The organism is Sediminitomix flava (assembly GCF_003149185.1).
Taxonomy (GTDB): domain Bacteria; phylum Bacteroidota; class Bacteroidia; order Cytophagales; family Flammeovirgaceae; genus Sediminitomix; species Sediminitomix flava.
The window spans coordinates 259,699-278,587 of the sequence record NZ_QGDO01000001.1; the positions used below are offsets into that span (position 1 = coordinate 259,699).

At 35.0% G+C, this 18,889-nt stretch carries 15 protein-coding genes; 2 read left to right on the top strand and 13 right to left on the bottom strand.

Features of this window, described 5'->3' with window-relative positions; translation table 11 throughout:
- Window positions 1-12: 12 nt before the first annotated feature.
- The 8 genes from BC781_RS00955 to BC781_RS00990 all read right to left on the bottom strand — a co-directional run bounded on the left by BC781_RS00955 (window position 13) and on the right by BC781_RS00990 (window position 12,150).
- A complete protein-coding gene (locus tag BC781_RS00955; RefSeq protein ID WP_109615380.1) occupies window positions 13-1,572 on the bottom strand; it encodes a SusD/RagB family nutrient-binding outer membrane lipoprotein in 1,560 nt (519 codons plus the stop codon).
- A gap of 14 nt (window positions 1,573-1,586) precedes the next feature.
- Window positions 1,587-4,649, bottom strand: coding sequence for a SusC/RagA family TonB-linked outer membrane protein (locus BC781_RS00960; RefSeq protein ID WP_109615381.1), 3,063 nt, complete (start codon window positions 4,647-4,649; stop codon window positions 1,587-1,589).
- Between the two features lie 483 nt (window positions 4,650-5,132).
- Complete coding sequence (locus tag BC781_RS00965; protein ID WP_109615382.1) at window positions 5,133-6,086, bottom strand: 4Fe-4S dicluster domain-containing protein; 954 nt, start codon at window positions 6,084-6,086, stop codon at window positions 5,133-5,135.
- Window positions 6,087-6,261: 175 nt separating this feature from the next.
- On the bottom strand, window positions 6,262-7,098 hold the full coding sequence (locus BC781_RS00970) for a CvfB family protein (RefSeq protein WP_109615383.1): 837 nt from the start codon (window positions 7,096-7,098) through the stop codon (window positions 6,262-6,264).
- Between the two features lie 325 nt (window positions 7,099-7,423).
- A complete protein-coding gene (locus tag BC781_RS00975; protein ID WP_109615384.1) occupies window positions 7,424-9,715 on the bottom strand; it encodes an N-acetylmuramoyl-L-alanine amidase in 2,292 nt (763 codons plus the stop codon).
- A gap of 26 nt (window positions 9,716-9,741) precedes the next feature.
- On the bottom strand, window positions 9,742-10,575 hold the full coding sequence (locus tag BC781_RS00980; RefSeq protein WP_146201587.1) for a TolB-like translocation protein: 834 nt from the start codon (window positions 10,573-10,575) through the stop codon (window positions 9,742-9,744).
- 270 nt (window positions 10,576-10,845) lie between these two features.
- Complete coding sequence (locus tag BC781_RS00985; protein WP_109615386.1) at window positions 10,846-11,451, bottom strand: hypothetical protein; 606 nt, start codon at window positions 11,449-11,451, stop codon at window positions 10,846-10,848.
- Window positions 11,452-11,463: 12 nt separating this feature from the next.
- Window positions 11,464-12,150 carry a HupE/UreJ family protein gene (locus BC781_RS00990; protein WP_211323656.1) on the bottom strand — a complete coding sequence of 229 codons (687 nt, stop codon included), beginning with the start codon at window positions 12,148-12,150 and terminating at the stop codon, window positions 11,464-11,466.
- Window positions 12,151-12,485: 335 nt separating this feature from the next.
- Here BC781_RS00990 and BC781_RS00995 point away from each other — a divergent pair, with 335 nt between their 5' ends.
- Window positions 12,486-13,157: a 2,3-bisphosphoglycerate-dependent phosphoglycerate mutase gene (locus BC781_RS00995; RefSeq protein WP_109615388.1), complete on the top strand. Its 672-nt coding sequence runs from the start codon at window positions 12,486-12,488 to the stop codon at window positions 13,155-13,157.
- Window positions 13,158-13,292: 135 nt separating this feature from the next.
- Here BC781_RS00995 and BC781_RS01000 read toward each other — a convergent pair whose 3' ends face one another.
- The 4 genes from BC781_RS01000 to BC781_RS01015 all read right to left on the bottom strand — a co-directional run bounded on the left by BC781_RS01000 (window position 13,293) and on the right by BC781_RS01015 (window position 16,584).
- Complete coding sequence (locus tag BC781_RS01000; RefSeq protein WP_109615389.1) at window positions 13,293-13,661, bottom strand: DoxX family protein; 369 nt, start codon at window positions 13,659-13,661, stop codon at window positions 13,293-13,295.
- 84 nt (window positions 13,662-13,745) lie between these two features.
- Window positions 13,746-14,276 (bottom strand): MarR family winged helix-turn-helix transcriptional regulator, encoded by a 531-nt coding sequence (locus tag BC781_RS01005; protein WP_245935558.1) that lies wholly within the window; start codon window positions 14,274-14,276, stop codon window positions 13,746-13,748.
- Window positions 14,277-14,312: 36 nt separating this feature from the next.
- Entirely contained in the window at window positions 14,313-14,822 is a 510-nt protein-coding gene (locus BC781_RS01010) for a DUF2391 family protein (RefSeq protein WP_109615390.1), read from the bottom strand.
- A 268-nt stretch (window positions 14,823-15,090) separates the two neighbouring features.
- Window positions 15,091-16,584 (bottom strand): DUF1214 domain-containing protein, encoded by a 1,494-nt coding sequence (locus tag BC781_RS01015; protein ID WP_158281360.1) that lies wholly within the window; start codon window positions 16,582-16,584, stop codon window positions 15,091-15,093.
- A 137-nt stretch (window positions 16,585-16,721) separates the two neighbouring features.
- Here BC781_RS01015 and BC781_RS01020 point away from each other — a divergent pair, with 137 nt between their 5' ends.
- On the top strand, window positions 16,722-17,690 hold the full coding sequence (locus tag BC781_RS01020) for a helix-turn-helix transcriptional regulator (protein ID WP_109615392.1): 969 nt from the start codon (window positions 16,722-16,724) through the stop codon (window positions 17,688-17,690).
- Between the two features lie 33 nt (window positions 17,691-17,723).
- Here the strand turns inward: BC781_RS01020 and BC781_RS01025 are convergent, their stop codons facing one another.
- The gene (locus BC781_RS01025) at window positions 17,724-18,692 is read right to left on the bottom strand and encodes a hypothetical protein (protein ID WP_146201588.1); all 969 of its coding nucleotides are present in this window, start codon (window positions 18,690-18,692) and stop codon (window positions 17,724-17,726) included.
- Window positions 18,693-18,889 lie beyond the last annotated feature (197 nt).

The window sequence follows — 18,889 nt, forward strand, 5'->3', positions numbered from 1 at the left end:
GTTAGGTATGATTTAAAGTTCTATTTTTTTAGCCCAGAAAACAGGTTGATACATCCATGCAGGGTTTTGGAAAGCATCTCTTTTCAGAAGTTCTCCTCGGTTATAGATTTCCTCCGTTTCAGGATCATACGGAAAACGTTGTAACCAAACATGCTCTCCTGTATTATCTTCCCAGTAATACGCCAAATCCACAGGTCGTTCTAGTCCTTCATAGATATTCGTATCGAAACCATGTCTACGCATATCTGCCCAAACTTCACCCTGTAAATAAAGAGCTACAACTTTTTGCTGCATGATATGTGAAAGCCTTAGTGCTGTTCCATTTTGTGGCATTTTCTCACTTCTTAAAAAAGCTTCAGCCTCATCTGATGGAACACCTGCTCTATTCATATGAACACTTACTCCTTCTTGCAAAGCAGCTAACGACTCATTAAACTGCCCTTTCATAAATAGCACCTCAGACTTTATAAAGTGAAGCTCTTCTTCCATCAAAATGAATTGTGAAGCATCATCTCTTGTCTGATAATTTCCATACATATACGGATAAAGGTCATTATCTTTTGTCCCGTCTATTCCTTCTCCCGAGCGCATTCCGTAATAAGCAGGTTTAGTAGTACCGTCTCCCAAATCAAGTACATCTCTTGATGTCATTAAGTATGGAAGTCTTGGGTCTACATAATCTGCAGTAAGAGGGTCATAGCCCATCAAGTTATGCAAAAAGAAATAAGTTGGTCCACTCGCATCAAGTGCATTTTGCCAATAATCCCATTCGTATTTTGCCTTATTAGGTCCCCACTGACACTGCATTATTTCTAAACTTGTTTCAGCGCCATTAGTATACTCATAAGCTGCTGTTTCAAAGTTTGAAAGTGCCATTTCTACTTCACTCAAAATCTCATCATAAGGAGCACTAACGTTTGGCACATAATGCAATAACATTCTCGCTTTTACGGCATGTGCTAGAGCAATCCACTTATCCAAATCACCACCATAAATAAAATCATTATAAAGTGGCGTATTTTGATCTTCTTGAGTCTTTGCAACTTCTAAAGCTGCTATCGCTCGGTCTAGCTCTTCTCCTACCCAAGTATAGATTTCTTGATGATCATCATATTTTGGGAAAGTGTTTCCAACAAATGCCTCAGATAAAGGCATATCCCCGAATACATCTGAAGTAATGAGCGTAGACAAGGCTAGCACTACACGTCCAATCCCTTCATAATTCTCATTTTCTTCCTCTACAGAGGTTGCAATCAGGTTTGAAGCATTCACCCCAACATCATGATAATGCACTCTCCAATGCCCTATTCTGTTTACATTCAGATAATCCCAACGATCTCTACGGGTATCTCCGCCACCATAAGTTGCCACCTGTTGCGTAATGTAGGCCACAAACTCTCCATGCTCAAAAGATTGTTTTGCCCAATAGCCCAAAACAGGTGCTAATAAGTTCTTACTCGCCGATTGAGATGGCTTGTTTGGATCGTCATTTACTTCATAAAATTCATCACATGAAACAAGCATACTAAGCAAACATGTGACACTGATAATTGTACTTAAAAATCTTCTCATGTCTCAATTGTTTTTTAGAATGTTGCATTCAGATTAAATGAAAAACTACGTATTGAAGGTACACCATAGTAGTCTACACCATTTGTTCCTCCACCTCCAGTTGATGCACTTCCATAAATTGTATTTGGATCTGCTCCTGAATATTTAGTCCAAAGCCCAAGGTTTCTAGCTGTAAAACTTAGTTCTAGGTTCTTCATACCCATCTTTTCGACAAGATTTAAAGGTAATTGATAACCTAATTTGATGTAATCCAACCTCACCCAAGAAGCATCCTCTACAAAGTTTTCCCCTGCCAATAAGAAATTCTGACTGAAGTATTCTCTGTCCATCAAAATCTCTTTTGTATTTTCAGCGAACGTCCCATCTGCTTGCTCAACCACACCATCAATCACAATTCCATGGTTTCTGTATTGTTCTAGATTTTTATGTGTACCATTTGAGTACATACTGCTTGCTGTAGCATTGATTACATCTCCACCTTTTCTGAAATGGAACATAAAACCAAGACTCCAACCTTTGTATTTAAAATCGTTAGTTAAACCAATTTGCCAATCAGGCTCTCTATTTCCTAGATACTGATTGGAGTAATCAACAGCTCTAGAACCATCTTCTTCAAGAACATAGTCCCCATTTTCATCTTTTAGGTAAGCTCCAATTCTCGGATAACCATTTTCGTCAACCACTATTCTACCATCTTCATTTCGGATATAAGTAGAACCTGTAATTCCTTGAACAGGATAACCTGGTTGTGTTGCAGGTTTTGCAGTCCCTAATACTTGGCCAGCTGTCACGATCATTTCAGACATATGTGACGGTAATTCAACTAAAGTAGATTTATTTCTAGAGAAGTTGAGTTGTGTTGACCAATTAAAGTGTGGGGAAAAATCTGTTTTCTGATCAAGAATAATTTCCCATCCTCTGTTTTTGATAGACCCTGCATTAAAAGTCTGCATAATCCAACCTGAAGCTGGTGTAACTCTAGTACGCATGATCTGATTAATTGAGGTCATATCATACAAAGCTACATTGGCTCCAATCTTTCCATTAAAGAACCTTGTATCCAAACCTATTTCCCAAGACTCTGTTATTTCAGGCATCAAATCAGGATTACCAGCATAGTAGTCATATTTATAACCACCTCCATATCCAGGATATGGCTCCAATACAGCTGTAGTACTATGTGGGTTTGCATCTTTACCTACTCTAGCCCAGTTAGCCATCAACTTACCGAATGAGAGTACATTGCTATTTGGAGCAAATACTTCACTAAAAATAAAACCAGCACTAAATGATGGATAATTAAAAGGATTATTTTTTTCAGGTAATGAAGAAGACCAATCATTACGATAAGAAGCTCCTATAAAAGCATAACCGTCATAATCTACTTTTACATCAGTATATACCCCTGCTCTTATTCGATTAGATAGGTATTGGCTATATCTTTTATCAGTTGCATTAAAATTTTCTAGTGAGATAAAATCTGGATTCAGAAAATCAACACCACTAAAAGAAGTTGACCTTGTATTTGTTAGCTCAACATTATTACCAACCAAAGCGGTTACACGAACTTTATGAGCAAATTTCTTATCAAAAGTTATGTTGAATGTTGAGTTAGTACGGCTTGTAAATCTATCTGAATCTGAAATACTACCCCCTAAAATTCCTGCCGTAAGCGGCATTCTCAATCTTCTTGAATAACTATTAATTATATCTGTACCAACTCGATAAGTCAGATCAAGTTCTTTAATCGGCTTCCAACTTGCTGAAACTTGCCCAATCAAACGATCAGATTCTGATACATTAAAGTTGTTATCTTTTATCCAATACGGATTTTCAATTCCTTGAAACTGTAACTCTTGATCTATTAGCCATTTCTTCTCTCCATTTGGGAAAAGATAATCAGACATATTATTATTTAATGGCCAGTTATAGATCGTAAACATAGATGCTGCCAACCTCGTAGTATTAGATTTCACGTAATTAAGAGAAGTATTAAATGACACCCTTTCAGACATCTTAATTGTTCCCTTTGCTAGCAATCCAATACGTTGGTAATGTTCGGTAGGTACGACACCTGTTTGATCCAATACGTTTACAGAAGTATAAAAAGTTGTTTTCTCAGAACCTCCTGAAACTGACAAATCATATTTCTGCATTAAACCATCTTGAAAGAAATCACTTGTGTTATCGCTATAGATTTGATCGCCTTCTAAAAACATAGCTCCCCAAGAACTAAAAACAGCATCATTGTAAATACCATTTACACCTTGCATATACATTTCTTGTCTTGGTGCTATTCTTAATGGTTGATCAATTGTATGAGATGTAGAGAAGTTTACACGCGTTTGTCCGTTCTTCCCTGATTTGGTCGTAATCACAATCGCTCCTTGTGATGCATCGATACCATAAAGAGCTGTTGCGGCTGCACCTTTTAGTACATTCAGTGTCTCAACATCATTCATATTGACATCTAGGATTCCTCCTCCTCCAACTACAGGCAGACCATCAATTACAATCAAAGGTTGGTTATCTCGGTCGTCACTTAATGATGTAACACCTCGAATTAAGATTTGCGACGCAGCTCCAGGAGAACCACTTGCTTGCGTAATCTGAACCCCTGCAACCTTACCACTTAGTGTCTCGGCTATATTTTGCTTCCCAGATTGCACTAGGTCAGCACCATCAACTTGTTGTACCGTGTAGTTCAGTGTTTTCTTTTCATGTTCTATACCAAAAGCTGTTACGACTACTTCTTCAAGCTCTTCATAATTGGCTTCTAGTGACACATTAAGAATGGATTGGTTGACAATACTTACATCCTTAGTTTTATAACCCACCATACTAAAAGCAAGTACAGGATCCTGTGTTCCCGTAGGCAACACTAGTTTATAATTCCCGTCAAAATCTGTAACAGTACCAACACCAGCAGCCCCCTTTAACAAAACGTTCACCCCAATAAGTGGTGACTGATCTGTGGCATCTGTCACATTTCCTGATATTACTTGCTGTTGTGCTAGTGACATATTAGCTAACAGTAAAAGTAAAGTAACCACTCCTGAAAAAAATTGCCCTCTCATAGAATGGAATGTTTAGTATTAATTCAAAAACTTTATCGAATTTAACTCCAAACCACAGGCTTCATATCACAGAAAATAGGGATAAAAAAAATTAACTGAAAAATTCAAACGTACACACAACACTTATTCAATCCATAAAACACATCATAACATTACACACAAGCCCATTCTAGCGTGTTTTTATGTAGTATATCGAATAATAGCAGAATATAATTTTTAGAGTCATTTCACACCTATCGTATAGTTGCGAAACAAAAACAGAAGTGAATTCAGATAAAATTGATTTCAAAAGGAAAGAAAAAATGACTATCAAACTTCATCTTCTGAGTTCAATAGCCATCAATTTATTTAATGAAAAAAGGTGATATTTATAGAAAGAATATTCAGTGTTCTGAGTTAGGAAAATAAAGATTGTGGGCTAAGTAAATTAAAATTCAACTGTTTGATGGGATTTAATAAATTAGGTTATTAAATGCTTACTTGCTAGTGTGAAGCTCTCTCATTTTTTTGCTCATACACCGATTTTATTTTATCGTATTTACCACTTGTAAAAACACATGAAGTCACACACATCGAGCATCCTTTTGAAAATGGATCTATACATTTCAAAGGATCTATAAAAACTCTACCGCCTTGGTCATTGTAAGTTGGTTTAGTATAAATGGCTTGAGCAGGGCAATTTTTAACACAAAGATTACAACTCTCACAAAAATCTGTAATCCATTCATGCTCATTCTCTTTTGAAAAAGGTAAGTTTTCTATATCAACAAACACTGCAGCTAACCTCAAACTAGGCCCAAACTCCGGACTGATAAGTATTCCATTTTTCCCGATACAACCTAAACCAGCATCTTGGGCTGTTGGTACAGTGTTGATATCACCACCAAATGCAGGGCTAGCGTGACAGTTATATCCCTTCGATCGTAAATAGTCTGCCATAATATTCACTACTCGTCCTAAACCATCGTAAGTTCGCATAATTTCATTCATACTCTCTTGCCCTTCACCTTTTGCCATTAGGTTTTTATCCATTTCCATAGTAAGCATAATCGCATTATCATACAGGATTTCGAAGTTTTTAAAAATGTGGTTAGGATTCACTTTCGTATAACCTAGTGTGGAAACCCCATTTTCCTTTGCAATTTTCTCTAATCCCTCTAAGTCTTTCAGGCTGATTCTACGCTTTCCAATTTTAGGATTGTGAATGATGCTCTTCGCACTCTTACGCATATTCACCAATATCGACTTAAACATTTTGGCTAAGGGAAGAATCATTTTCAGTTTAGTACTGAGACTTCCATACTGCGCCTCCAAAAGAATAATATTTTTAGGGTTCCTCGCTTCTGTTCCAGCTTTAATCGGGTTATCATCTTTTCGTATCCAAGTTGATACACTGAGAAACCAAGGTGGTTTACGCATTAATCTATATAGTCTCATTGTTATTATCTTTTGAAGTTGATTACTTATGTATACTTCAAAAGTATGGACCTGTAGAAAGATATCTTTTGATAAAAGTCAAAAAAGGATTTATACCCTCAACTAAACAAAAAACGGTTATTAAACTTCGTTCAAAGCTTAATAACCGTCACAAGGCATTGGAAATACAATAAGATTATTTATTGAGAATAATTCTGTGCTGTTCTACTCTTATGAGTTTTTGTTTCAGCAAGTTCCCAACAGCCTTCTTAAAAGTCTTTTTGCTCATACCAGTGTATTGCAGTACTTTTTCTGGATCACTTTTATCAGATACAGGTAAGATCCCTCCTCCTGACTTCAATTTATCAAGTAATAATTGAGCATTTGGTTCGTCTTTTTGTCTACCCCAAACTTGAAGTGTTACATCGACTTTACCATCTTCTCGTACTTGTTTAATATATGCCTTTCTTTGATCTCCAATTCTTAAACGCTCTGGGGCATCTGTATTAAAAATCATCCCAAGGTATCTATCATTGATCAGTACATCGTAACCGATTTTATTTGGTTTCAGTACATAAATATCAACCTCTTCTTTTACCCTTAGCTTAACATTTCTGTTTCTTAAGAATAACTCCAAACGAGCAGAACCAATCAGACGGCCAGTTCTCTCATCCAAATACATATATACCCAATAGAAATTACCTTCTTGCATTTTAGGAGATTGCTCCTTGAATGGAACGAACAAATGTTTTTCCAACCCCCAATCTAAGAAAGCTCCTAATTCAGTCACTGAGACAACTTCCAAATACCCAATTTCACCCAAAATCATTTTAGGTGTAAGCGTTGTTGCTACAGGACGTTCAGAATGGTCTAGATATACAAATACCTCAATATCATCTCCCACAACCACGTTTTCAGGAACATATTTGTTAGGAAGAAGTACATCATTGCCTTCATCATCTCCTAAAAACAGACCATAATCTGTATCTCTAAGTATCTCTAAAGTCTGGTATTTCCCTATTTCGATAGGCATATTTATATGTAATTAGTTATTTCGATTTCAAATTCTTGTAGAAACAAAAAAGGAACTAATCAGTGAAGTTAAACGGACATTACTGATGAGCTCCCGAAATGAATGGTTTCTAACATAAGTACAAATATACGATATACTGCTATGGTCGCCAATACTTAAGAAAAATAATAATCATAAATAGGGTTTGATTGATGAGACTCTAGGTGATTTCACTTCAATATTCTGATCTACAAAAGTCCCTTAAAATAAAAACACTCAACCATATCTACTTGATTGAGTGCTTTCATCTATTTTTTTAGTATTCAGAATATCAGTACAATAAGTGTTAATCCTTCAACATTTTCAGATAGGTACTTTTACTATTCGCGTGTATTAACTGAAGAATGTACATTCCTTTAGGTAAACTTGAAGTCGATAACTCAATCAATTGTTCTCCTTTTGTTACGTCAAAACTTTGGCTCGTTTGCTGTTCTCCACTTAGTTTGAATATATTAATCTGTACACTTCCGCTATCTTCAGCTTCCCATTTTATTTTCACATACTCAGAAACAGGATGTGGATATAAAATAACATTTATACTCTTATTTTCATCAGAAGCTAGAATCTCATTTGGGACTTCAGAATCAATTGGAATACCGTTAAAGAAATCCATCACAGATTGCATCAAGGTTGCTCGCTCATTCTTTTCTACAGTTTCCAATGGGAAAGAAATATAAATGAGTTTTCCACTTTTAGTACCTGTTCCAAACTGCCCTTCATAACTAACACCTGCTTTCCCTCCTTGTGAATATTTCAGCACATTGTTAGCTCCATCTACCGCTGCAATAACATCGGGATAATCCTCAGGGTATACTCGTCCAAAGTTGACCACTAAATTCTCAAAGTGTGTATTTTTTTCTCCTCTTGCAGGTGTCAAGTCAGCACTACCATCATCTATAAATTCCGCTTTTAGGTAGTTTGTAAAGAATGTCTGATCAGAAGAATTTCCTTTTTGCCATAAATCCCAACCGACTTCTGAACCACTTACAAAAAGGTAGCCTCCATTCTCCAAAAACTCTTTTAGACGTAATTGTTCTTTGGCACTAAAAGTCTCATCATCTGTAGACTCATCTCCTAAAAACCAAAAGACAATATCATAATCCGTTAGTTGAATATCATCATTAGCTATCAGTTCATTTGCTACTGTTTCAATTCGTAGGTTTTCATCATCAGGAATCGCATTCAGATAAGCTGTCGCAAAATCATGAGTAGGGAATTGATAAGAACCATTACTCCCAAAGCGATCAAAACCATCTACAATCAAGGCTTTTTTCCCATTGGCATTCTCAGACCTTGAGTAAATATCACTATCCACACTTTCGAGATATTCTCCCTTTCCATTGTCCTTGATTGCTATAACTTTAAAATGTTTGGCTTGTGAAGTTGGTACTTCTGTAAAATCATTTGCGGATTCTAGTATTACTTCAAATGTAGAATCAGTTAGTGTTTCTTCATTAGCAGCCAATTTCCATGAAGTTAAATCATCATCTTCAGCATAATAAAGCCTGTAGGCTGTTGCTCCAATTCCATTTGTCCATTTGGCACTTAAAGAACTTCCTCCTAACGGATTTTGAACTGACAATAATGTAGAACCTGTTGGTGGCTCGTTCATATTGATCATTGTTACATCTGTTTTAGTATATCCACCTTCACTTACAATTACATCATGTTCTACAGTTCCATATTCTTCTTTCTCAAAACGAAGTGTATATGTTCCTTTATCTAACCAATCAAATAAATAGTAACCTCCGTCTGCATTGTCTACAGTTATGACTTTCGCTTCGGGAGTATCAGGATTGATCGTTACTTTCACGCCATTGATTGGCTTACCTAACCCGCTTCTAACTAAGCCACCTACTTCTCCATAAGGTAAAGAAGGAGCGTTAAAATAAGTGAGGAAAGATTTGAAAATTGCCCATGCTGCAGCTTTTCGATACAACGAACTCATCAATCGCTTTCCTTCTGGTTTATGATCATGAAATGAACCTTCAGAAAGTGTTGAAGGCATTTTTGTACCATTTAACACTCCCAAATGGTAAGGTAAAAAATCCTTATCTGCTCTGTTATAGGCATCAGTTGTATACATATACTCATGCAATTTTTGAGTCATGATACCTCCCATTTTTTCAGCCTCTTTCCACGCAGCCACATTGTTTTCTCCTCTATACAATAAAAGTGTATAATTAGCTGCTCCACCTCCTGCATTGGTATGAATCGAGTGCATATAATCGGCATCATAAGCATTTGCTACAGCTACACGCTCGGCAAGAGATGGATCTCTATCTTCAGCATTCGGATCATTATTCGTTTTGGTAAGCATGACATCCGCCCCTGATGCTTTGAGGATATCTTCTAATAATAAAGCCATTTCCCATACCCCTTCAGACTCCCAATAAGTAAAACCATTTCCTAAAGGCACTTCTCTATCATCTGAATCATGTCCTCCATGGCCAGGATCAATTGCTATTTTCTTCCCCTCCAATACCTGTGGAACATCATTTGGAATTTGAGCTAAAGCAGAATGTGAGCATACGATACCACACAAACAAATTATGCTTAGAAATATATATTTCGACATAGTTAATACGATTAAAAAATGAAGACTTATTGGGCAATTTCGAGTAGATAAATATCTCCTGTAGGCGTATTGAAGACCAGCTTATTTGAAACCATATCAGGGTATAATGCTATTTGATCAATGCCTTCAGTTAACTTTTGATGTTCTAGATTTGATAAGTCTACCGTATAAATATCAGCTTTGATAAAAGAATCATGATCTTCCTCTGTTTTCATGTAGACAATCTTACTGTCATCTACCCATTTTGGACTGTCCAAGTCACCTAAATCATGTAAGATATTTCCTTTCAGATCAGCTACAAAAGCCGATAAACCAACAACCTTAAAAAGTACTTTAGTTTTATCAGGAGAAAGATTTACCCAAATGTATTTCTCATTCGTACCCATCGGACTCATAGACTGTCGGCTACCATCAGAATACGTAAGTTCATACTTATTTAGACGTTCGGAAGTTGATGCCACCATTGCTTCTACTTTTGAAACTCTACTTGAAGTAGATACTTTTTGAGTAAGCCATTCGCGAGGACTCTTATCTGATTTTATAAGTACTGAATTCTTACTCAAAAGATTGTACTCTTTTAGGCGCTCAACTCCACCTACTTTTTCTTGAAATACAATTTTGCCATTATTAAAAAATGGTTGATAGCCTGCACCTATTTCTTCTGAAAGAATTTTCTCTTTCCTTTCCTTCAGATTATAATACTTGAGTCCTTTCAGACCTGTTGATGTATAAATTAGCTCATTGCCATTTGCTGATAATTTCGCTCTGTACCCTTTTACATCTAACTTTATCAGTTTGCTTGATTGTGCAAATACTGAGGTGGTCAAAAGGCAAAGCAGTATGATAAATGTGTGTTTCATAATTCAGATAAAAAAACAGTTGATCTACATGCTATCATAAACGGTATAATTCCATTTTTTTAGTGGCTGAAATATACATTTATGTAGACTTTAAATTAATTTTCTAAACTAGCTCATTTGAATACCAATTAATTCACAAGATTCTATGAATTTGTAACTGAATTCAGTGAATTCCACAAGTTTCAAAGATCTGATGTTACTTTGAGTACAAAACATAAAAAAAGGATAACCAAATAAATGATTACCCTTTCTTAGAAGACAAAAGCCTTTCTATAAACGCTCAAACTCCCCTTCTAGGTGAATTTTCACTGTTACTTCTTCCTTATGATTATTTTTAAAATACCATCCGTGCTTACCTTCAAAAGGAGCCGTAAACGTTCCAGCCATATTGTTTGAAAAAGCAATTGTATAGCTCTCATAGAATACTTCTTTTGGCGGATTGTTCTCTTTTACCTCTCCATGAAAATCAAGAAATAGATCACCCTTATCAGAAGTCCAATCATATTTTAGTTTTCCATACTTCAGCATATTTACTTTTACTTCTATGCCTTTTCCTGCAGGAATTTTGACTGTAATTTCATCTCTTTTAAATGGAAGTTGTTCTTTAGGAGCAGGATTATCGTATTCTTTTGGTGTAGCTATATTTTTTGAGCCTAACTCATCAAGTTTGATTGTTCTATGCTTTGGTACTTCAACTACTGGAGCAACTTTTTCTTCTTCCAAATATAACTTTGTGAAGCCTAAAGCTTCTCCTACTCCCGTAGGATCTTGCCCATATTCTGCAGGCATAACCGCTATCACAAGCAAAAAAGTCGCTATAATAAAAGATAAGCCGAATAGTTTTATAATCTGTTTTTTATCTAAATTTTCTGCCATGTTTTCCCTCTCTTAAAAACTCGAAATATAAGCTGTCATTTGTAGGCCGAATAATAAAAAGCCTGCCGTCATCAATACGGTATTTGTTAAAGTAGAAAACCGAAGAAAGCTCTTATGACTTCTCCATAAACCAATAATAGCAACCACAAACATTAAGGCTACAAATTGACCGATCTCTACACCAATATTGAATCCTACTAGATTTGTAAATAGACCATCTTGATTAAAATTGAACTCTTGTAATTTTGTAGCTAGTCCCAAACCATGGAAAAGACCAAAAATTAAAACGGCCCATTTTGCATTCGGCTGCCTACCAAAACAAGCCTTGAAACCACCTAAATTATCAAAACCCTTATATACAATTGATAAAGCAATAATTGCATCAATCAAAAAAGCATTTACATGTAAATTCCCCATCACTCCCAAGAGCAAAGTCGCACTGTGACCGAGCGTAAAAAAACTTACATAAATTAAAATGTCTTTTGGTCTGTACAAAAAGAAGATCACCCCTACCAAAAATAGTAGATGGTCATAACCTGTAATCATATGCTTAGCTCCGATATACAAAAACGGGATAAAAGCAGCACCCTCATTATTGGTCAAAAAAGCTTGAGTATCTCCATCTACACCATGTGCTAAAGCCACTGTGCTTATTCCGTACATCAATAGCATCAGGCTAAATGAAATTAACTGTTTCATGTTCATCTGATTAATTTGAAGTTTATACCTACGATTGTCTCATTCAAAGAAAGTTGATTTGTTGTTAGTCATGATTGTTATTAGAAAACCTCCCATTTCTATTTTACAATCAATTACAAATGTATCTATAAACTTTCAAATTGTATTATAAGTAGATCAAATAGCCCTTTTAATACATCAGTTTTTAACAGAAGTAAAGTGCATAAAACTTACTGTCCAACTTACTTATCATTTCATAAGCTCAAGGAACTTGTTTAAGCAAAAGAAAGTCAATTAGAATAAAACTCGTACACTCTTTACTTACTACAATTATATACCTCAACAAAGATATCTAAATGGCTAAGCTTATATTAATTCGTCACGGTCAATCTATGTGGAACATAAAGAATGTTTTTACGGGATGGGTAGATGTTCCTCTTTCGGCAAATGGGATTTCAGAAGCAATTGAAGCAGGAAAACAACTCGCTGATATTAACTTTGACGTCGTCTATACTTCAATGCAAATCCGTGCTCTAGAAACTGCGATGATCGCACTAGCTCAAAACAATAGTGATAAAACACCCATCTTACTTCATACAGAAGCAAAATTGAAAGAGTGGACAACCATCTACGACGATGAAATGAAAAAAAATATGATTCCTGTTCATCATAATTGGCACTTAAACGAGCGATATTACGGCGAGCTACAAGGAAAGAACAAAACAAAAACAGCTGAAGAGTTTGGTGAAGAACAAGTTCACCTTTGGAGAAGAAGTTATGATGTTCCACCTCCCAATGGTGAATCATTAGAAGACACAGCTAAACGCACCATTCCATTCTTTAAAGAAAGTGTGATTCCTGAGCTTAAAACTGATAAAAATGTCTTGATTTCAGCCCACGGAAATAGTCTTCGTTCTATCGTTATGTATATCGAGAATTTGAGTAAAGAGGAAATCGTTCAACTAGAAATCCCAACAGGCAAACCTATTTTATATGAATATGAGGAGGATAAATTGATTCGCATATAGTTAGGATATTCTGTTCTGACTTAATTTTAAGAATTGGCTAAACTTAGGCTTAATTGATAGAAATTAATAAAAATGAGTCATCCTAAATGAATATTCGGGATGACTCAGTTTTTTTGATCAGAAGGCTTTCAATTTTTAAGCTACAGCTACATTTACCTTTCTGTAATAGAAGTAAGAAATAGATGCTAAAATTAGTGCGATCAAAGCACCATAGTATTCTCCGTCAGCAACATTTAGATGAGCTGATATACCTAAGAGTAGATTAAATGCAAAACCTGCATAAGCCCATTCTTTGATTGTTTTTGGAACTTTCACCCAAATAGCAATGACTCCCAAGGTTTTCATCACTCCCATTGGGTAAATCAAATATGATGGAAAATGTAATTGCTCAAACATTCCCTTCACCATTTCATAATTGAAAAAATACTGGCTTACGCCTAACATTATAAGTAAAGAGAACAATACAGTTACAATACGGTAGATTAATAATTCTTTGTTTTTCATAATTGTAATTAGTTTTTGATTATAATTTTCAATTTTTAAAATCCATGGATATATTTTCCATGGTAAATATTGTGGTAAATTTTTTTAGCTTCTAAGCTTATCTAAAATTTCACTAAACATTCTAGCTTCTTCTTCTGTGATTTTATTTAAAAACTCAATTTGCTCTCCGTTATCAGCTTCGTCTATAGCCTCTAACAAATCTTCTCCAGCTTTATCAATTGCTAAATAAACAACTCTACGGTCTTCTTCGCTCCTTTTTCTCTTAACCAAGCCTTTGTCTAGCATTTTGTCAGATAATCTAGTTGCATTAGGAGCCTTATCAATCATCAAGCTTTTGATTTGATTCATAGAAACCCAATCATTAGCTCCTTTCAATATTCTTAAAATATTCATTTGTTGAGGAGATATTCCAAAAGGTCTCAAAAATTCGATAAACCTATTTTGAAACCAATTTGATGTAAATACCAAATTGGCAATAAAACGGTGTCTATCGTTTTGAAAGTTGGTTTTTATTTCCTCGTCTATTCCCATGATTATCTCTATTTGAAAACAAATATATAAATAATATTTACCATGGAAAATATTACCTAGTTTTTTTTTATCAAATATACTCATCGATAATCCTAAGTGATCATGATTAAAACAAACTTGCTAACTCAAATTATCAGTCACTGTAGCACTCATACCTGCAGGAAATACCCCAATTAAAATGCGCTTAAATGCAAGATCAAAGTCTGTCATAATTGGACATTTATTTATAATAGTCAAAAGAATACCAACGATAAATGCAGAGACTACAAAAGTTACAAATACGCGTTTCCAAAACTCCAAACGATACATCTTCAGATGTTTTCGGTATGCCTTGAAATACACAAAAGAAGCCATAAACAATACAGCTATGACATCTAAAAGAAATACCCTAGTCCATGAAAGTTCTTGACCCAGATTCCAAACTTCTTCTGTAAAAGCAATAGGAACTGCCAAAATACTTGCACCTACCATAATCTCAAGCAAATCTTGAATTCTAAGCTCGACTTTAAGTGGTATATCAAAGCTTTGTACTACATTTCCTTCATCATCATTTATAATCAGAGTCTCATAAAGCTCGCCATCTATACGTTTTATCTTTTTTTCTACTTTGTGTATTTCTTCGTTTGCCATTCTCTTTCTTAAAAACTAATTATTACTCTTCTGATCATGAAAACATATTCCTTTTGTAAAGTAATTAGCATTTAACTTATGATTTATGTACTCTGATCACATACCTTACTTGAATGTAAAATTCTAAAAGCTTTCAATTATTAATTCTTAAGCCTGACTACCATACAAACAAAGTTTAGTTTGATAGAATATAAAATAGCCTCAAAAGCTTTTCAACTGATGAGGCTACAAAATGATTTTTTAAATAAGTGATGATAGGTTATCTATTTTATAAAATTTCAGATTTTACTTTTTCAATATCCGGAAGTATCCACTCTCTTTCAACTACAGACTTTTCTGGAGAATAAAAACGGAAGTATGGAAACCATGCACGTCCTTTTTCAGTTTGAATCCAGTTATTTTCCATTCCTTTCGGACATTTCGGTCCAAAATAAAGATCGATTGAACCGTCTTTATTTGTAATAAAATTGTGACGTGACGAGATATCTGCCTTTTCTGATGTATTATTAATGATTGTTCGAGTATTCACTTCATACAATGTTATGGACCAAAATGCTTCTGCTGGAGGAGTGCTCGGTAAATGTAGTCTATAACTTTCATCACCATCAAGCCAATCTCCGTCATGATCTTTATAGGTTGTCAGATAAACCTGTCCCCATCCGCCATTTACAAGACCATGCATCGCAATATCATTTGTTACAGCTTCATAAAACCAAGCTGCACGTCCATCTAAAGCATCATAATTTTCACGTCTCTGATCTGGAGGAGAAGTTGTTGCGTTTTCCCACATCGAACCTTCTGAATACAACGCATCAACGATTCGTTCTGTCCCAGCAAAATCAATTGCTTTTGTCATCGCTTCTCCAACTATAGCCGCTTCTTGCAAGATTTCTGCTTGCTCGGGTGTAGGATTAAATTCTTTCCCCCTTTCAATCCCTAGAGGTCGAAGCATAGCCATATATAAACGATCACGTTCATGGATAGGACCATTGATATTTATTCCTTTTGACAATAATTCAAAATATTCAATTCCTCTAGGTGCAGCTCCCATCCAAGGACGTTCATCAGTTCTAATATATCCTCTAGGGTTCGGATTTGGCAATTCTGAATATGGATAAACCTTTATGTTTTCCAAAACTTGTTGGCGTACTTTAGCATCTTTAGACATCAAGCGTACCCCAGTCAAAACTGTATTTGTGTTAGAATTGATAATGATATAACCATCCTTTTCTGCACTGTCAGGTATTTTGGTCTCTGGTCCTACAAACATATACTTTCCTGGCTTTGTGATGGCGTATAAGCCTATTTGCCAAGAATTTGAAGCAGAACCTCTTACTCCTCCCTCTGGAATTTCCATAATCCAGGGATCTTCATGAATTTCGATAAAAGTTAAGGCATAAGGAGTAGTCGTATTGTAAGTAAGTCCACCCAATTTGTCTTTATATGTTTCTTGAAGAATGATCTGACCATTTTTTAGGCCTAATTCTTTCTGAAAAGACTCTTGCCAAGCAAGGAAAGATACATAAGGAGTAGCCCAAATGTAAGCTTGGGTTGCACGTTGAAAATCCATTTCATTGTATAAAAGATCTACAGTTTCATTTGTAGGATATCCCTTTTCAAAATCATGCGTAAATTCTAGGTCTCCTATTCGTGTCGATACTACTTTTTCATCTAGACTTTGAGTTGTATTTTCTTGTGCAATTGCATTTGGTGTTAGGTTTATAGAAAGTATCAAAGCTGTAAACCCTTGAACTAATTTCATCTTGACATTTTTCATATTAGGCATTTGAATAAGGTTAATTACTGATTGACAATACAAAGGTCATTGATCTAGCCAAGATTTAACTATAAAAAAATACATGGTATTTATAAAAAAGTACATTCCAGTGTTATAGTCATATGAAAGTCTATTACGTAAGACACACCATAACTAAAGAAACCTTTGAAGACATTTCAAGACAAGCACCCGATTATATTTTTGACGGAAGGGCTTTTAATATTCATAATGAACATATGAAGATGAAGTCACGCTTGTATTATGAACTTCCAGGGATAGGTATTGCGGTAAATGAAGCTTGGTCCGACGAAGATGTACTGCTAAAAGATGTGGATAGTAAAGAACCTATTATACTCATTCGATTTATTATAGATGAAAACCTATACCAAGAAAGTAGTGGAAAGTCATTAGGAAAATCAAGTCCACTAGGAGCTCAAATGTATCATACACATAATACCTTAGATGTACGAATACCAGCAAACAAATGGGTAAGATGGATTGGAATTCGAGTGACTGCAAATACTTGGGATCAATTTACTCATGGGCGATGGGAAGAATTAGATAAACTGATGCACAATAAAGAAAAGTGGGTTATCTATGAAGCACTTACTTTTCAGATGGAAGAATACATCCGTAAAATATTTAAAGCACAAGAAGAAGATGAAGGAATGATCGGAGAAACCTTGGGAAATACGATTTTATTACTTTCGGATTTCTTTCTTCAAATCTTAAAACGAAAAAAAGAGAATAGAAAACTTGGCGTACTCACTGCTGATATGGAAGTTCTTTTTGAAATGAAAGAATATTTATTGAACCAACTTACTGAACCTCCTACAATTGCTGTACTAACTAAAAAATTCGGAATGAGCAGAACACGCCTTCTTAATAACTTTAAGAATGTTTTTGGTCTTCCTCCTCACCAATTTGTACTCAGAGCTAAATATAAAGAAGCCTATAGACTTGTGAGACAAACAGATCAAAGCCTAACAAGTATTGCACATAATTTAGGTTTCTCTAATATTGGACATTTCACAAATGGTTTTAAGAAAGAATTTGGACTTACTCCTTCAAAACTTAGGAACGCAAAATGAGTTATTGAAAAACAATATTCCTCCCCTTTTCTTCTACTCAATCTTTATTTCACCACTTATCCAGTCTGGCAAATAAAAATTCATACCAGTTTTTTTCTCGATCTCTACCAACTTATTCCGCTGTTCAACTGATCTCAAACCTACATTTTGACGTAATTGATCTGTCTCTAAAAGTGTAGATTTTAAAGGTGAATTAAGAAAACCATATCCTGTTTGTTTTCTGTTTGAACTTACAGCTATGTACCAATCATCAATTAAAGCAAACTCATATGGTGACATCTCACCTTTTTCAATCGCTTTTAATAACTTTGGTTTTATGGAGCTATAAAGAGTATCATTCTTGACATATTCTGTTGTAATAGAATTATGATGACTTAAAATCGTTGACATCCAATAATTATTACCGATAAGCTGTTCTCCTGGATACCCTTGTGTATCAATGATTTTCAAAAACTTCTGATATTGATTTTCGCTGTGAGGAGCAAATTTATTGGTTAAATACTTATTCTGAGCCTTCTCTCCTATCCTAAACAATGTACCAAAAGCCATCTTTTGATCATCTTTAAACATCTCATGTACATTACCTCTAGTTATCTCATCAAGTCTAGAAAAGTATTTTTTTCTGAGATCGGGATACTCTTCTTCAATCAATTTCCATTCAGGTTCTTTCGTAAATTCTGATAAGAATTCATTCTTCTTTATGCTTTTCAACTCCCAACCTGCTTCTATTCCATTTCTTATGATATCATATGCATGCTTAGTTTCCCCTAAATAAAAAGCGATCTGAGCGGCTGTTTTGTAATCTTTCAAAAACACAAAATCATAAGAACTGAATACCTCTCGAAATATGCTTAATGCTTCTTCAAATTGCTCGTCACAGATTAGTTTCTCTGCTTCATCTATTCGTTCATGATATTTCCAGTAATTCTTAGATTCAGAAGAATCAAGATTACTAAAACCAAAGATTGGTAATAATAAAACTAAAGTGATCAACTTTTTCATTTCTTGAGTTTTTGGGAATACGATCAATCTAAATCTAATTTTTAGAGTAATAGGATTGATTCTATTTTCAGCTATTTTTTTGAATATAAAATACAGAGGGGGGGAATACTTTATTGATTAATAAATTTTTCATGTATTTCATTTCTTTTAACTATGAAACCCCACCAATTAGAGTTAGTACATTAATTATAATTTCA

Bases quoted from the DNA above. Each gene is read 5' to 3' on its own strand.
- BC781_RS00955 (WP_109615380.1), bottom strand. From the start codon at position 1,572: ATGAGAAGATTTTTAAGTACAATTATCAGTGTCACATGTTTGCTTAGT.
- BC781_RS00960 (WP_109615381.1), bottom strand. From the start codon at position 4,649: ATGAGAGGGCAATTTTTTTCAGGAGTGGTTACTTTACTTTTACTGTTA.
- BC781_RS00965 (WP_109615382.1), bottom strand. From the start codon at position 6,086: ATGAGACTATATAGATTAATGCGTAAACCACCTTGGTTTCTCAGTGTA.
- BC781_RS00970 (WP_109615383.1), bottom strand. From the start codon at position 7,098: ATGCCTATCGAAATAGGGAAATACCAGACTTTAGAGATACTTAGAGAT.
- BC781_RS00975 (WP_109615384.1), bottom strand. From the start codon at position 9,715: ATGTCGAAATATATATTTCTAAGCATAATTTGTTTGTGTGGTATCGTA.
- BC781_RS00980 (WP_146201587.1), bottom strand. From the start codon at position 10,575: ATGAAACACACATTTATCATACTGCTTTGCCTTTTGACCACCTCAGTA.
- BC781_RS00985 (WP_109615386.1), bottom strand. From the start codon at position 11,451: ATGGCAGAAAATTTAGATAAAAAACAGATTATAAAACTATTCGGCTTA.
- BC781_RS00990 (WP_211323656.1), bottom strand. From the start codon at position 12,150: ATGAAACAGTTAATTTCATTTAGCCTGATGCTATTGATGTACGGAATA.
- BC781_RS00995 (WP_109615388.1), top strand. From the start codon at position 12,486: ATGGCTAAGCTTATATTAATTCGTCACGGTCAATCTATGTGGAACATA.
- BC781_RS01000 (WP_109615389.1), bottom strand. From the start codon at position 13,661: ATGAAAAACAAAGAATTATTAATCTACCGTATTGTAACTGTATTGTTC.
- BC781_RS01005 (WP_245935558.1), bottom strand. From the start codon at position 14,276: ATGAGTATATTTGATAAAAAAAAACTAGGTAATATTTTCCATGGTAAA.
- BC781_RS01010 (WP_109615390.1), bottom strand. From the start codon at position 14,822: ATGGCAAACGAAGAAATACACAAAGTAGAAAAAAAGATAAAACGTATA.
- BC781_RS01015 (WP_158281360.1), bottom strand. From the start codon at position 16,584: ATGAAATTAGTTCAAGGGTTTACAGCTTTGATACTTTCTATAAACCTA.
- BC781_RS01020 (WP_109615392.1), top strand. From the start codon at position 16,722: ATGAAAGTCTATTACGTAAGACACACCATAACTAAAGAAACCTTTGAA.
- BC781_RS01025 (WP_146201588.1), bottom strand. From the start codon at position 18,692: ATGAAAAAGTTGATCACTTTAGTTTTATTATTACCAATCTTTGGTTTT.